Origin of the sequence: Acetoanaerobium noterae (assembly GCF_900168025.1) — a bacterium.
Taxonomy (GTDB): domain Bacteria; phylum Bacillota; class Clostridia; order Peptostreptococcales; family Filifactoraceae; genus Acetoanaerobium; species Acetoanaerobium noterae.
On sequence record NZ_FUYN01000010.1, the window covers coordinates 13,974 to 29,351 of the forward strand.

Annotated in this window: 13 protein-coding genes; 3 read left to right on the plus strand and 10 right to left on the minus strand. The window is 34.8% G+C overall.

All coding sequences use genetic code 11. The features are described from left to right. Positions 1-4: 4 nt before the first annotated feature. The 7 genes from flgG to B5X47_RS12985 form a co-directional block, all read right to left on the minus strand. Positions 5-805, minus strand: a complete 801-nt coding sequence (flgG, locus tag B5X47_RS12955) for a flagellar basal-body rod protein FlgG (protein WP_079590674.1) — start codon at positions 803-805, stop codon at positions 5-7. A gap of 97 nt (positions 806-902) precedes the next feature. Next, positions 903-2,021 carry a flagellar hook-basal body protein gene (locus B5X47_RS12960; protein ID WP_079590676.1) on the minus strand — a complete coding sequence of 373 codons (1,119 nt, stop codon included), beginning with the start codon at positions 2,019-2,021 and terminating at the stop codon, positions 903-905. Positions 2,022-2,167: 146 nt separating this feature from the next. Further along, positions 2,168-3,187, minus strand: a complete 1,020-nt coding sequence (mreB, locus tag B5X47_RS12965) for a rod shape-determining protein (protein ID WP_079590678.1) — start codon at positions 3,185-3,187, stop codon at positions 2,168-2,170. 63 nt (positions 3,188-3,250) lie between these two features. Then, positions 3,251-4,504 carry a UDP-N-acetylglucosamine 1-carboxyvinyltransferase gene (gene murA / locus B5X47_RS12970; protein ID WP_143215832.1) on the minus strand — a complete coding sequence of 418 codons (1,254 nt, stop codon included), beginning with the start codon at positions 4,502-4,504 and terminating at the stop codon, positions 3,251-3,253. 224 nt (positions 4,505-4,728) lie between these two features. Continuing rightward, entirely contained in the window at positions 4,729-5,427 is a 699-nt protein-coding gene (locus B5X47_RS12975; protein WP_079590682.1) for a hypothetical protein, read from the minus strand. Between the two features lie 220 nt (positions 5,428-5,647). Then, positions 5,648-7,360, minus strand: a complete 1,713-nt coding sequence (locus B5X47_RS12980) for a YcdB/YcdC domain-containing protein (protein WP_079590684.1) — start codon at positions 7,358-7,360, stop codon at positions 5,648-5,650. Between the two features lie 92 nt (positions 7,361-7,452). After that, a complete protein-coding gene (locus B5X47_RS12985) occupies positions 7,453-8,157 on the minus strand; it encodes a glucosaminidase domain-containing protein (protein WP_079590686.1) in 705 nt (234 codons plus the stop codon). Positions 8,158-8,428: 271 nt separating this feature from the next. Here B5X47_RS12985 and mgtE point away from each other — a divergent pair, with 271 nt between their 5' ends. Next, on the plus strand, positions 8,429-9,760 hold the full coding sequence (gene mgtE / locus B5X47_RS12990) for a magnesium transporter (protein WP_079590688.1): 1,332 nt from the start codon (positions 8,429-8,431) through the stop codon (positions 9,758-9,760). Positions 9,761-9,812: 52 nt separating this feature from the next. Here mgtE and asnS read toward each other — a convergent pair whose 3' ends face one another. Further along, positions 9,813-11,207 (minus strand): asparagine--tRNA ligase, encoded by a 1,395-nt coding sequence (asnS, locus tag B5X47_RS12995; RefSeq protein ID WP_079590690.1) that lies wholly within the window; start codon positions 11,205-11,207, stop codon positions 9,813-9,815. Between the two features lie 221 nt (positions 11,208-11,428). Between asnS and B5X47_RS13000 the strand changes: the two genes are divergently transcribed. After that, positions 11,429-12,238, plus strand: coding sequence for a histidinol-phosphatase HisJ family protein (locus tag B5X47_RS13000; protein WP_159446485.1), 810 nt, complete (start codon positions 11,429-11,431; stop codon positions 12,236-12,238). A 145-nt stretch (positions 12,239-12,383) separates the two neighbouring features. On the opposite strand, the gene B5X47_RS13005 is transcribed toward B5X47_RS13000, so the two are convergent. After that, positions 12,384-13,175, minus strand: a complete 792-nt coding sequence (locus B5X47_RS13005; protein WP_079590694.1) for a hypothetical protein — start codon at positions 13,173-13,175, stop codon at positions 12,384-12,386. A 195-nt stretch (positions 13,176-13,370) separates the two neighbouring features. On the opposite strand from B5X47_RS13005, the gene B5X47_RS13010 reads away from it, so the two are divergent. Beyond that, positions 13,371-13,934, plus strand: coding sequence for a helix-turn-helix domain-containing protein (locus B5X47_RS13010; RefSeq protein WP_159446486.1), 564 nt, complete (start codon positions 13,371-13,373; stop codon positions 13,932-13,934). Positions 13,935-14,018: 84 nt separating this feature from the next. Here the strand turns inward: B5X47_RS13010 and B5X47_RS13015 are convergent, their stop codons facing one another. After that, entirely contained in the window at positions 14,019-15,371 is a 1,353-nt protein-coding gene (locus B5X47_RS13015; protein ID WP_159446487.1) for an L-cysteine desulfidase family protein, read from the minus strand. Positions 15,372-15,378: the final 7 nt, after the last annotated feature.

Below are 15,378 nucleotides of genomic sequence, written 5' to 3' on the forward strand. Positions count from 1 at the left end.
CCTCCTATCTTTTAAGTGAGTTTACTGTCTGCATCATATCGTCTGCTGTCTGAATGGATTTTGAGTTTATTTCGTAAGCTCTTTGAGCCATAATCATTCTTACCATCTCGTCAACTAGCTGAACGTTTGATGTTTCTAAAAATCCTTGGTATAGTTTAGTGTCTTTACTTTCATCTTCTTCTATTACTGGCTCTCCTGAGTTTGCAGTCTGAGAGAAGAAGTTGTTTCCCATAGCCTGAAGTCCTTCTGGATTAATAAACTGAACGATTTGAATCTGACCTAGCTCTACTATCTCTCCTGCTTCATCCTGAGCCGTAACCATGCCTTCCTCTGATATAGAGAAGTTTCTCATAGTAGATTCAACTTCTATTACGTCATCGTCTGTAGATAGTACAGTGTAGCCCTGGGAAGTAACTAGAGTCATAACATCTCCGTCTACAGAAAACTTAAAGTTTCCATCTCTAGTAAACAGCTGCTCTGGATTGCCAGTTGGATTCTCAACTACGAAAAATCCTGGTCCTTCTAAAGCAACGTCTGTAGGATTTTCAGTTTTTTCTAGATTTCCATTTGTGAACAATCTAGAAGTAGCAACAGGTCTTACTCCATGACCTATTTGGAGATTTACAGGCTCTCCTAGCTCAGGGTCATTTGATACGCTTTTCATCGATGTATAAAGTAAATCCTTAAATTCTGTTTTTTGTTTTTTGAATCCTGTAGTATTTACGTTTGCAAGGTTGTTTGATATTGTATCCATGTTTAACTGTTGCGCTCTCATTCCACTAGCCGCAGTCCAAAGTGCTCTCATATTTATCTTCCTCTCTAATATACATATTTATTTTCAGTTATATAGATATTTTACTTCCTTAACTTTATTACTATAACCCATTAATACTAAGTATATATTATATTTTACCTATTTCATTTGCGGCTTTTGACATTATGTCATCATATGACCTTATAACTTTTTGACCGCTTTCGTAGCCTCTAAGCAAATTTATCATTTCAGCCATTTCTGATATGATATCTACGTTTGAGCCTTCTAAATATCCTTGGAGCACCTGTCCATCAAACTCAGTTTCATCGGCTTCGATGCCATCTGCCATGGTAAGGTAGCTTTCTCCTTGCTTTATCATGCTCTCAGTATTTGCTATATTTACTACTCCAAGTGTATCTATTTCCTCTGGCTCGCCATCTATGGTTGCCACTATGTTTCCAAATTTATCTATGTCTATTTTTGAAGCTCCCTCTGGAACTGTAATTTCATTGTCGCTGGCAGAAAGCACTACATTTCCACTATAATCCACTAAAATTCCTTCTGGATTAATAGAAAAGCCACCATTTCTGCTATATTTTACTTGATTGTCCTGCATATCTAATATTTTGAAAAATCCTTTACCCTCTATTGCTACGTGAAGAGGATTTTCTGTAGGGTCTAAATTACCTTGATTAAAGTTAATCATAGACCTGTCAGCTAGTGCTCCACCATTCATAGTTCCTATAACCTGAGCATTTACAGCCGTTATAATTCTAGCTACGTCTTGTCCTCCTGCTTGCAGTATGCCGTTTGGAAGTAGAGTAATCGCACCGTCTGGCGCTGAAATAGGATTGCCATTTACATCTAAAAGATAGGCTCCAAATTTCGCATGAGTATTGCTGTCTGAATCTCTCAGCGCTGTTCTAAGATAACCTTCCTCATCTCTAGTTATTTTAGCAGATTTATGATAGCCTATGCCATGTCTATCTTCCATTCTAAGATATCCCGAGGTTATTTCTATTGATACAATCGAATCGTTTGTCTGAAAATCTGCTGGAGGATCTACATTTACAAGCTGCCTAGTAGGTCTTAGATTATTTTCTACTCCATTTAGTTTTACCATGAGCTGCTCTGGAAAAGACTCCGTAACTAGAACATCTTTTTTAAATGCCGTAGTTTGAGAGTTTGCGATGTTGCTTGTAATTACATCTATTCTTTTTGAGTCCGTTCTCATGCCATTTGTAGCTGTATAAATACCTCTAAACATAATTCCCTCCAAGTTTACAAAAAAAGTCTATTAGCTAGGCTAATAGACTCCTTATGTACATCATCTAATTAAATTCAGATTAATGCATTACAGGATATAGCCCTGTAACCTTTATCGACATTTCTATAGAATTTACCTATAGTTCTTTAGTACCTTTTTTTAGTTGAACGCTGTAATACCTTAATTGAATTAAGTGCTTCTCCTGTTCCTTTTGCAACACAAGAAATAGCATCGTCTGCTATATATACATTTATACCCGTTCTTTTAGCAATAAGCTTATCTAGTCCCCAAAGAAGAGACCCTCCACCAGTCATAAGGATTCCTTTGTCACTGATATCTGCTGATAGCTCCGGTGGTGTTTTTTCAAGCACATAGTGAACTGCATCAGCTATTTGTGCTACACTTTCTCTAAGCGCTTCTAATGTTTCTTCTGAAGATACCTTGATTGTTTCTGGAAGTCCCGAAACTAGGTTTCTTCCTCTTACATCCATAGTTACTTCTTTATCTCTTGGGAAAGCTGAACCGATGTTGATTTTGATTTCTTCAGCTGTACGCTCTCCGATTAATATGCTGTGTTTCTTTCTCATGTACTTCACTATCGCCTCATCGAACTTATCTCCAGCGATTTTGATAGATGTACTTACAACTATACCTCCAAGAGATATAACTGCAACATCAGAGGTTCCTCCCCCGATATCTACTACCATGCTTCCGTTTGGTTGAGAAATCTCTATTCCAGCTCCTATAGCTGCTGCTATCGGCTCTTCAATTAAGAATACGTCTCTAGCTCCTGCTTCCATAGTAGCATCTATTACTGCTCTTTTTTCAACTTCTGTTACTCCTGATGGTACACAAACTATAATCTGAGGCTTGAAGAATCTAAATAGACCTACTCCTCCAGTAACTTTCTCTATGAAATGCTTTAGCATTTTTTCTGTAACATCGTAATCAGAAATAACTCCGTCTTTTAATGGACGAATTGCAACTATATTTCCAGGTGTACGACCTAGCATCCTTTGAGCTTCTTCCCCAACAGCAAGCACCTTATTAGTGCTAGTGTCTATAGCTACAACTGATGGCTCTTGAAGCACTATACCCTTGCCTTTTACATATACTAGTACTGACGCGGTACCTAAATCTATTCCAATATCTGGCGAAAATCCCATTTCTATATTCTCCTTTTCATCAATAAATTATTCTCTAATCATTTTAACATTATTTGGAAAGAATTAGTCCTCTATTTTTTCAATATTTGCCCCTAATGAGGAAAGCTTCTTCACTATATCTACATATCCTCTTTCGACATGATAAATTTCAGTAACTCTAGTTTGCCCTTCTGCTACCATTCCACTAAGAATAAGCGCTGCTCCAGCTCTTAAATCTGTAGCCACAACATTTGAGCCCTCAAGATTTTTTACGCCTTGAATTACTGCTGATTTTCCCTCTATTTTTATATCTGCTCCCATTCTGTTTAGCTCAGGAACATTCATAAATCTGTTTTCAAATACAGTTTCTATAACCATAGAATTCCCCTCAGCAATGCTAAGCAGTGCCATAAATGGAGACTGCAAATCTGTAGGAAAACCTGGATGAGGCATAGTTTTGATATCTGTAGGCATTATGTTTTTCGGCCCAATAACTCTTATAGTAGATTCGCCTTCTTCTACCACGCAACCCATTTCTATGAGCTTTGCCATTACCGGTCTAAGGTGATCTGGAATAACATTTTCCAGCACAATATCACCCTTGGTAATAGCTGCAGCTACCATGTAGGTTCCTGCTTCTATACGGTCAGGAATTACTATATGCTCTGCGCCGTGAAGGGCTTTTACTCCAGTTATTTTTATGGTTTTTGTTCCAGCTCCTTTAACCTTACCACCCATTTCATTGATAAAGTTAGAAAGATCTACTATTTCTGGCTCTTCTGCAGCATTTTCAATAACAGTAACGCCATCTGCAAGAGCTGCCGCCATCATTATGTTTTCTGTAGCTCCAACAGAAGGGAAATCCAGATAAATCTTATGACCCTCTAGTCCTTTAGTGTGTGCTTCTACATAGCCATGCTCCATATCTACAAGTGCATTCATAGCTTTAAAGCCTTTTAGATGTAAATCAATAGGTCTTGTGCCTATAGCACATCCTCCTGGCATTGAAATTTTTGATCTGTTAAATCTCGCAAGTAGTGGCCCCATAATCAAAAATGAAGCTCTCATTTTGCTAACTAGCTCATATGGAGCATCATAGCTGTTTATGTTAGTAGCATCAACTACCAAAGTTTCATCTTTAAACTCAACCTTTGCACCTAAGTGACGAAGTAAATCACTCATTACATGCACATCTCTTAAATCTGGTACTCCCTTAATTGTAGATACACCGTCTGCAAGAAGTGTAGCTGCTATTACTGGAAGAACTGCGTTCTTTGCTCCACTGATTTTTACATTACCCTTTAATGGTCCGCTTTTTCTCACTAGAATATGAGCCAAATTGTTCATTCCTTTCGATTTTTCAAATATAAATCGCTTTTTTCATCCATTTTTAACCTGCCGGACTCTAATTGTCCCACATCATCTATTATTATAAAGTTGTATGCTATATTTTAAATTTTATTTTTTATCAAAGTCCAAATCTATTTATACCCTTTTTATCTGAACATGTCAATTTATATTTTACTATATAAATCATCTAGATAAAAGTATATATATTCTACTTAATTCTCAACCAGAGCCTTTTTAACTTGTATTGTGTAAAAGAATTTATTTGTATCATCTACATGAAATATATATTCTTTTCCATTTTCTTCAAATATTACAGATTTTAAAACTATACTTCCGTTATGGTCAATTATATTCTTACTCATCAAATAAGCTGTAGCATCTTCATAGCTGATTTCATTTACTATAGAGGTAAGTAAAACTGCATTTTCTTTAAACCCTAGTGGGAAATGTCCGTTGTCTTCTTGATAAACTCCAATTACACCAACTTTTTCTATTTGATTGTCTTTTCCCTGGAATATCCCTATAAGTGAATTGGTTTTCTTAGTACTGTTTTGTTTAAATGAAATTTCCAAGCCAGATTTCAAAACATCTTCTATGCCTTTGTCGTATTTATAAATTTGGTTTTGCTGCAATAATTTTTCTTCATAAGCCGTTTTGAAAGCTTTTTCTGAGGAGTATAGCATATATTTTTCGACTTTTGCTCCTGCAAAAGAGCCTGTGTTTAACACGTCGCTTTTTGAAAGTACTAGCATAGTCATAAAAACAAGCATGATTGAAAAAAGTGTTACGATATTTATTAGGCTTAATTTTCTTCTAGTTTTCTTAGGTCCATGAATCATAGCTTCCTTAATGTTCTCTCTTCTTTGAATCCTAGCTGCCTGTTTTCTTTCACTGCGACTTGCCTTTCTCATTCTACACTCCCTTTGCAATATTAAGCATATCCTTAAATATTACGTATCTATATTGATAATACTCAGTTAGTATTTATAATACTCTATATTATCAATTTTAATCGATTTGTAATAATCTAATTTTAATTCTTTTTTGAAAAAAAAGCTATAATTTGGTAAAAATAATTGAACTTTTTCCAAATTATAGCTTTAGTCTTAGGCATATTATTTAATTATAGTTCTATGGGGCTACAGCAGGTTCTGCATACATTACTGGATAATCTATATACTTTCCAGTTTTTGCATCTATATAGCTTCCACTATAATGTCCATCCTTTGATACAAGTGAGTATATTAGTTTTATTACAGGTTCACCTGTTTTTTGAGTTTGATTATAATCTAGTGTATATCTAAGCTGCATGGATTTGTCACTTAAGAATTTTTCCATTGCTTGCTCAGGCTTGATTAGTCCTTCAAGAGAATCAAAGGTTTTTTTGTCATCCCAGTATATTCCTATAGATTCTACTGTTTTAGTAACACCATTGATTCTAATATCTATAAACTGCTCTTGAAACTCTGCTGATTCGACTTTTCTTGGGAATGTAAAGTAGTATTCAGCTGGAGTGTAAGGGTTTGAGTCATAAACATAATTCACCTGCTCAAAATCCACTTGTTTTAATTGCTCTGGTGCTATTTTAGCAAGCTCCTTAATAGCCATTTCATAAGCTTGCTTATAGTTTATTACAGGTTTTTGATTTGTTGGCATATCATAAGGCATACCTTCAATATACATAGGCATTCTTCCCATGAAAAGTGCTTTGTTGTCTGATATATTTATGCTTACATAGTATTCTAGCTTGGCCTTTGTATCTTTATAGGTTACATATACGTTATTTGGGTCATATTCGCTATACTCTACTTTAGGAGTTAGCTCTACGCCGTAGACTTCCTTAAGAAGCATATTCGCCGCCTCTACCGCCTGACCTTTGTTTTCTGCTTTAAATTTAATAGGTTTTATATCTTTAGTAAGATTAGAAACCTCATCAGGAGTCATGTTAAATTTTTCTATAGTAACTGGTCCACCGAAATAATATATATTCTTTGTATGAGCATCTACTGCATCTCCAAAAGCAGTATCTATTATATAAACAGGAATAGCTCTTTTTTCATCACTAGGTGAAGTTACATATTTTAGCTCAGATGTAAACTTTTCCTTAGCAATCTTTAAGGCTTCCTCTGCAGTAAGCTTAGGAGTAGCATCTGGAAATTTTAAGCTCTTAGTATAGTTCTGATAAAAAGACACCACTTTTCCTGTTGATAAATCAACAGTCACTGATATGAAATCTCCATCGTACTCTATGCCTTCATGAACTCTTTGATAGTAGTAATCTCCCATTACATATTCCTGATTATATGGTGATTCTTCAAATACTTTATATGTGAACTGTGATAAATCTAAGTCGGTCTTGTCTTTTAAGAATTCCTTTGCTATTTCATGACCTTTTTCTTTAGTCATCTTTCTCTTAGCTTCATAATCTATATTCATATTTGATACAGATATTATTTCTTTATTGTCTTCATAATAAGCTACGTAAGCTCCTCCGCCTCCATTTTCACTTTTCGGCATGAAGCTTACAGAGATATTTTCTCTGAAGTTCTTGTCCTTTGGAAACTGTTCATCGTTATAATCTGAAGAATAAAATACATCCAATATATAATCCTCAGATTTTAATTCAGTCCCAAAATAATCTTTCATTATGGCTTTAGCATAATCTATAGCCTCTAAATCTCTTTTTGTAAGCTCTCTTTGTTCTATAACTGCTGGAACTGTGAGCTTTGAATCAAGCACTCCGTTATCCATACCTGCCATATTTGAATCCGCAAATGAAATTGCTGGTGAAGTAAGCATCGCGGTCATCATACTAAGTGCAATCAGTTTTTTATATTTCTTCATAAAAAACACCTCCTATTTTGATTTCTACCATAATTATAATTCCCGAATCACCCTCAGGCATTACAAATTACTTACAAATAGGAGGCATTTTGTTACATTCCAATTAATTTTTTTATTCTGTTTTCTATGCCATTTGCCCAGTTAGGGTCTGTAGCATATTTTTTCCCTATAGCACTGATGCTATATCCATTAAAATATTTTCCATCTGGTTGAAGATAATTTTCCGATAGGTATTTTGCCACAGTATCTATGCTCTCATCAAAGCTCTTAAAGCCTTTTGCACTACTGTATGGAGAATTGTCATATGCCTGAAAACCAAAAAGATTATTTTTATCTTTTGCTATTCTGCTAGTTCCATAATTTGATTCGTGAATAGCAAGCCCAAGCAGGAAGAGTGCATTTACTCCGTGTTCCTCTTCTGCCTTTTTAAACGCTGAGCCTAAGCCTTCAAGAGCTGTTCCTTGAAGCTTTGAATCTATGTAGGAAGCACTTACCTTGCTTTTTTCTCTTACATTTGAAGATGCTATTAATCCATTTTCTGCTAGTTTGTCTGCATAGGGGTTGTTAATAGGAGCAGCATAATTGGAAATCTCTCCTAGGCTTCTACTTTGCTGAAACAGCAAGTCTATCATGAAATCATTTGCACCTAAATCACCCGATGAAGAAGGAACCTCCACAGTGGGAATATTTAATTTTGTTTCCAAAATTGCTTTAAATCGCTCTTTTGTTTCATAATAGCTCTGGCTAGGCCCTGAAAAACCATTTATGTTAATAGAATTTTTTATTTTTATATCCATAGATATTATCTCCCTGTACTTTTTCGTATATGTACTCAATATATATTATATCGTTTAAATCTCAATTTTCTATAGTTCTTTAACTCCATTTTCTTGAAATGAATATCACTTTCAGTATATAATGGCTAAGGGTATAAAATACTATTAAAAGGCAGGTGAGTACTTGTGGACCATAGTCCGTCACCCGAACGGTTATTTCAAAAAATAAAATTGAATATGCAGGGCCCAAGTACTCATCTTTACTTGGGCTGTTGCTCAAGGAGGTTTTTTAATGGAAAAAATTCTAGATTATATCAAGGCAGGAAAGCCTGTAAATGCTAGAGCTGAACTACTTGAGATGAATGTTGTCGATATCGCTACATTGCTTGAAGACGTGGATAGAGACGACCTAGTTATCCTTTTTAGGATATTGCCAAAGGACACTGCGGCCGAAGTCTTTTCGTATCTGACTAAGGTAGATAGAGCTCATATTATAGAGTCTCTAACAGACAAGGAAATTTCCGGAATCATAGACAAGCTATTTATGGACGATACCGTAGATTTCATAGAAGAGATGCCTGCAAACATTGTAAAAAAAGTGCTTAAAAACACTGATGATGATACGCGTAAGATGATAAATTCTCTGCTTAGCTATCCAGATGACTCTGCCGGCAGTATTATGACTACTGAATTTGTGGATATCAAAAAAGAAATGACAGTCATGGATGCTATCGCACACATAAGAAAAACAGGTGTAGACAAAGAAACCATCGATACACTCTATGTTATCGATTCAAACAGAAAACTAGAAGGCATAGTCCCTATAAGAAAAATTCTGCTTAGCGATGAAAACCTTTTAATCGAGGATATAATGGATACAAGCTTCGTTTATATCTACACCCTAGATGACCAAGAGGATGTCGCTTCTATGTTTAAAAAGTACGATTATTTTTCCATGCCCGTAACTGATAGTGAAAATAGGCTGGTTGGAATTATAACTATAGATGACATACTAGACATAATAGAAGAGGAAAATGAAGAGGATTTTGCGAAAATGAACGCTCTTGCACCATCAGATGAGGAATATCTAGATTCATCTGTATATTCTCTGGCTAAGCAAAGAATCATGTGGTTATTGGTACTGATGATATCCGCTACTTTTACCGGAATCATAATCAGGCAATACGAAAGTGTACTGAGCTCTGTAGTTATACTTGCTTCATTTATTCCTATGCTCATGGATACAGGTGGAAACTCAGGTTCTCAGTCATCCACTCTTATCATACGTGGTTTAGCTTTAGGCGAACTCGAAATTGCTGACTATCCTAAGATTTTATGGAAGGAATTCAGAGTGAGTATAGTAGTTGGCTTGGTACTTGCTTTTATTAATTTCCTAAGAATATATTTGCTGGAGAGAGTTGATTTTATAGTTTCTCTCACAGTATGCATAAGCTTATTTGCCACAGTAGTGCTTGCAAAAGTAGTAGGAGGAATGCTTCCTCTTATCGCAAAAAAGTTTAAGCTAGATCCTGCCATAATGGCAGCACCTCTTGTTACTACAATTGTGGATACCTTTGCACTTATGGTATATTTCTCTACCGCAAGTTTGCTTATGGGTCTTTAAAAAAAGCCTTATGAGAAGTCAAAACAAAATGACTTTTCATAAGGCTTTTTAATTAGAATTCTGCTGTTCCAACTGTTCTAGGGAAAGGTATAACGTCTCTGATATTTGTCATACCAGTTAAATACATTATCATTCTTTCAAATCCTAGTCCATATCCAGCATGCTTTACTCCACCGTATTTACGAAGCTCAAGGTACCACCAGTAGTCCTCTTCATTCAGTCCCATTGCTCTGATTTTTCCAGCAAGTACGTCTTCTCTTTCTTCCCTTTGACTTCCTCCGATGATTTCCCCTATGCCAGGCACTAGTAAGTCCATAGCTGCTACAGTTTTTTCATCTTCATTAAGTCTCATATAGAAGGCTTTGATTTCTTTAGGATAATCAGTAACAAATACTGGTTTTTTGAAAATTTGCTCAGTAATATATCTCTCATGCTCAGTCTGAAGGTCCATTCCCCATGAAACTGGATATTCGAAATTGTGTCCACTTTCCTGAAGTAATTTAATAGCTTCAGTATATGTCACTCTTCCAAAGTCATTGCTTACTACATTTTGTAGTCTAGGAAGAAGGTCTTTATCTACTATGCTTCCGAAGAATTCCATCTCTTCAGGTGCATTTTCCAGTACATAGCTGATGATGTATTTAATCATGTCTTCAGCTAGCTCCATGTTATCCTCTAGCTCAGCAAAAGCTATCTCAGGCTCTATCATCCAAAACTCAGCCGCATGTCTAGATGTGTTAGAATTTTCTGCTCTAAATGTTGGTCCAAAGGTATAGATATCTTTGTAAGCAAGAGCAAATATTTCTCCCTCAAGCTGTCCACTAACTGTAAGGTTAGTTTCTTTTCCAAAGAAGTCTTGAGTATTGTCAATGCTTCCATCTGCATTCTTAGGAGGATTCTTAAGGTCTAAAGTAGTAACTCTAAACATTTCTCCAGCACCTTCTGCATCACTTCCAGTTATTATTGGAGTATGTACATAAACAAAGCCTCTGTCTTGGAAAAACTTATGAATCGCATAAGCGGCTACTGAACGAACTCTAAACACTGCAGAAAAAGCATTACTTCTAGGTCTAAGGTGAGCTATAGTTCTAAGGTATTCAAAAGTATGGCGCTTTTTTTGAAGTGGAAAATCCGAGCTAGATGGCGCTTCTACTACTATTGATTTTGCTTTTATTTCAAAAGGCTGTTTTGCTCCTTCTGTTTTTACTAAATCTCCAGTTACTTTTATAGCTGTAGCTATAGGCAATTTTGCTACATCCTTAAAATTTTCTAAAGTTTCATCAAATACAATTTGCAGGTTTTTGAAAAAACTTCCGTCATTTACTTCTATAAATCCAAAGTTTTTAGAGTCTCTAAGTGTTCTAATCCATCCTTGGATTACGATTTCTTTTCCCATGTAATCGTCTGTATCTCTATAAAGCTTTTTAATATCAACTGCTTTAGTCATGGCAAATCCTCCTCATAGTTTTCATATTAAAAATAGTATATATTAACCCAAAACCGGTGTCAATCAAAGTTAACACTTAGGTTTGCTTGCAATTTACAATAAATTTAAAGAACTAATTCCAATTTTCTAGTATAATATTAGTTATGCAAAATTATTTTTCAATTTATTATGAATCAACATTGATACTCATATATTAATAACCATTTAAGGAGACGATTATTTTGATTAAACGTGACTATCATATTCACACTGCTTATTCAGATGACTGCATTATACCTATGGAAACCATGGTATTATCCGCAATAGAAAAAGGCATGGAAGAAATTGCTCTTACTGATCATGTAGACTACGATTATCCAGATAGAGATTTGCCTTTTGTAGTAAATTACGATTTATACTCACAGGATTATTATGCTCTAAAGGAAAAATATCAAGATAAAATCAATATTTTATTTGGTGTAGAGATAGGGCTTCAGCCACATTTAGGCTCTAAAATCGAGGAGCTCCTTGCTAAGTATCCCTTTGATTTTGCTATTGGCTCAATCCATACTGTAAAGCGCCACGATATATATGCAAGAAGATTTTGGGATAATAAATCCAAAGTAAAAGGCTATACAGAGTATTTTGAGGATGTTTTGGAATGTGCTAAAATGCACTCTTGCTATAGAGTTTTTGGCCATTTGGATTATGTAAACAGATATGGTGGATTCGATGACAAAACTCTATATTACAAGGATTATGCTGATATAATAGACGAGATTTTAAAAACCATAATAAAAGGCGAGAGAGGCATAGAAATCAACACTTCTGGCTATCGCTACGGATTAAATCAAACTCATCCTCAAAGAGACATCTTAAAACGCTACAAAGAGCTAGGTGGAGAAATCATAACTTTAGGCTCTGACTCTCATAAGGATGAGCACATAAGTGCAGATTTTGACATAGCTGAGCAGATGTTAAAGGATTTAGGCATTCATTATCTTACTAAGTTTAGTAAACTGAAACCAGAAATGTACAAAATAGGCGATTAATAGAAAATTATAGACAAAAAAGGTGCTAGAAAAATATATTTTTAGCACCTTTTTTATTTTGCCCTAATTTATTAAAATAATTATGAAATAATCAATTTTAACTATTTTTGATATTATTAATAAAAATAGAAGATCAATTTTTTTACTAAATATATACTGTTCCTTCGCTAATTATTGTAACTTCAGTTGAAATGTAATTTTTGTCAGAAATTTCGACATCAATAATACCACCACTTTGATGCACTCTAGCCTGTTTTATTCCCATAAAATTATTCAAATGAATCCCTAGAGAAAGGCTTCCAGAGCCACATGCTCTTTCAAAATATCTAGACCCAGTATTTTTTACAAATACATATGGATTGATTTCAAAATTTGTTTCGTCAATTGATTTAAATGGAATAATTCCTAAAGCACTTGATTCTACTGAATTAATCAACTGATTCATAATTTTGTCAAATTCTTCTTTTCGAACAGCATAATCAGTTATAAAATGGCTGATACCATTCATTACTACAAGATTACCCGATATTATATTATTATCTACTTTAATATCCATAGGGAGTATATCTAGAGGATTTGGTACCTGTCCAAATACTTTAAATCTATGGAGGTCTAAAACATTTATCCTACATTTTAACGCATCTTTTGAACCTGATGAACTAACAAAAAAATTTTCATCTAAGCAAATTCCTTTATATCTGCTATAGGCCGCAGCTGATAAAAGTGCATTACCACAAAATTCTCCGCCAGCCATACAAATACCAACACACGAATCATTGTGTTTTGGTGGTACTACAAATCCAACTTGCTCTGCGTATAAAGATTCATAACGCATAACAGAATTTGCTACCTTAATATAATCCTTTGAGTCAATATAATCCGTTATTAAGATTGTCATATTTTGTGACGGGCTAGTTTTTACATAGTTCAATTTCATTTAAACAACCACCTTATTTTTATCAAATTAACTCAATGTTTTGTTTAGTATGTTGTTGTTTTTCTCAGTTTTGTACAGTATACTTTACACATCATTCTCTTTCAAGTACTTTTTAACAATATATCTATTTTTTTTATAGCTTGTATAGTATTATGGTTTTCAACCTATAAAAGTTATAAGGACATGAGGTGTGAAATGAATATTGGCAAACATTTAAAAAAACTAAGAGTTGAAAAAGGTCTTTCAATTCGAGATATTTCAAAAAGTGTAGATTTATCACCTGCAGCTTGGAGTAATATTGAGCGTGATGTTAACAGCCCAACACTCGCAACATTATCTAAGATATGCGACGCTTTAGGTGTACATCTTGTAGATTTATTACAGCAGTGCAAAAATGAAAGTAATAAGGAAGAGATAGTTTTTAGAAAAGATGATAGAAATCAAATTATCATTTCTGGAAAATCAAATATTAAGTATGAATTAGCCTCTGTTTCATCAAATGAGTTTCAAATTTTGATTGTTAAAATGGAAAAAAAATGTGAATTTGGTTATTTATCCAATGAATATCCTTATGACGAGATTGCTCTGGTTATTAAAGGCCGTATGGAGCTTTCTTTAGATGATACTATTTATATTTTAAATGAAGGCGATAGTATTTATTTAAAATCTGGCTCAAAATACCAATATAGAAATCCAGATAACGCCTCCTGCGAAGTAATCTGGGCAATTCAAGGCGCGCCTAAACATTCTAATGAATAAATTAAGTAAAAAACGCTCGAAACCAAATTTATTATGGCTTCAGAGCGTTCTATTTTTTGCAAAAATAAAATCTTAAATTCGATTCTAACTTCTCTTTTTATCCACCATTATCTCTAGCATCATTTTGTCCAAATCTGCCATTCCATAAGCTGCGATTTTTCCAAGGTTCGCAATGCTCTTGTCAACATTGTCGTCTACTATTCCCTCTAAGGAAGTACAAGATACGTTGTCCATAGCTGCAAGGCTTGATATTACGGCCGCGCTTACTCCAGTAGCTACCTTCATGGCACAGTTAGGCTTTGCCCCATCACATACTATTCCAGTTAGATTTCCTATCATGTTTTGAACTGAGAACTTAACTTGCTCTAGATTCCCACCTAACAAATAAGTCATTCCACAAGAAGCTGAAGCTCCTGCAGTCATAGCTCCACAAAGTGCAGATAGTCTTTTCATATTAGATTTGATATAAATAGATATAAGACTCGCTAATACCAAAGCTCTAGTTAGTTTTTCTTTATCAGACCCTAGCTTTTCAGCGCAGGCTATAACTGGAACAGATAAAGTAATCCCTTGGTTTCCACTGCCTGAATTGCTCATTGCTGGAAGCATACAGCCTCCCATCCTAGCATCAGCACCTGCTGCAGATTTTTTGATTACGTAAGACATCAAGTCATCTGCTAGAAGTCCATTGTCTATGTTTTTTTGTACTATTCTTCCAATTCTATGCCCGTAGTTTTTTTCCATTCCTTCATTTGAAATCAAGCTATTTGTTATAGTTAAATCATAAACAAAGCTAAGCTCTTCAAGAGGCGTATTTACAGAAAAATCGTAGATACTCTCCACGGAAAATTTAAGACTTTTTCCTGTATCTTGGTTTATAGAAACTTTGCTTGAAGATTCGGCTTTATTCTCTACTGATACTTCTTTACTTTCTTCTTTAGTGTCCTTTTGGATACGATTATCTAATATTTCTTGCCCATTTTTTTCTATGTATACTATATTGTTATGCTTTTCTTCTATTATGACCTTACTATTAGACTCTCCAGATACTGCATTTACTTCTATATATACAGGATTTATACCTGATTTTACTCCTATTTTAATCTTTTGCTCTGCTACCATCTGCTGACTTTGCTTTACATCTTCGTAGGTTATATCAGCAAGGACATTTAATTCTTTACTTGCATCTCCTCCTACTATTCCTATAGCTGTAGCAATTTCTAGGCCAATCATTCCAGTTCCTGGGATGCCTACTCCCATTCCGTTTTTAAGTATATTAGGGCTTACAAAAGCTTCTACAATCTTCGGAGCTTCTCCTAAAACCTCTCTAGCCTTAGCCGCTGCATATGCAAGCGCTATAGGCTCAGTACATCCCATAGCTGGTACTAGCTCTTTTTTTAAAATATCGATATAATCCTGTTTACAATAGCTTTCCATAAAAATC

Bases quoted from the DNA above. Each gene is read 5' to 3' on its own strand.
- mgtE (WP_079590688.1), top strand. From the start codon at position 8,429: ATGGAAAAAATTCTAGATTATATCAAGGCAGGAAAGCCTGTAAATGCT.
- mreB (WP_079590678.1), bottom strand. From the start codon at position 3,187: ATGGGATTTTCGCCAGATATTGGAATAGATTTAGGTACCGCGTCAGTA.
- B5X47_RS13005 (WP_079590694.1), bottom strand. From the start codon at position 13,175: ATGAAATTGAACTATGTAAAAACTAGCCCGTCACAAAATATGACAATC.
- B5X47_RS12985 (WP_079590686.1), bottom strand. From the start codon at position 8,157: ATGGATATAAAAATAAAAAATTCTATTAACATAAATGGTTTTTCAGGG.
- B5X47_RS13015 (WP_159446487.1), bottom strand. From the start codon at position 15,371: ATGGAAAGCTATTGTAAACAGGATTATATCGATATTTTAAAAAAAGAG.
- B5X47_RS12960 (WP_079590676.1), bottom strand. From the start codon at position 2,021: ATGTTTAGAGGTATTTATACAGCTACAAATGGCATGAGAACGGACTCA.
- B5X47_RS13010 (WP_159446486.1), top strand. From the start codon at position 13,371: ATGAATATTGGCAAACATTTAAAAAAACTAAGAGTTGAAAAAGGTCTT.
- B5X47_RS12980 (WP_079590684.1), bottom strand. From the start codon at position 7,360: ATGAAGAAATATAAAAAACTGATTGCACTTAGTATGATGACCGCGATG.
- asnS (WP_079590690.1), bottom strand. From the start codon at position 11,207: ATGACTAAAGCAGTTGATATTAAAAAGCTTTATAGAGATACAGACGAT.
- B5X47_RS12975 (WP_079590682.1), bottom strand. From the start codon at position 5,427: ATGAGAAAGGCAAGTCGCAGTGAAAGAAAACAGGCAGCTAGGATTCAA.
- flgG (WP_079590674.1), bottom strand. From the start codon at position 805: ATGAGAGCACTTTGGACTGCGGCTAGTGGAATGAGAGCGCAACAGTTA.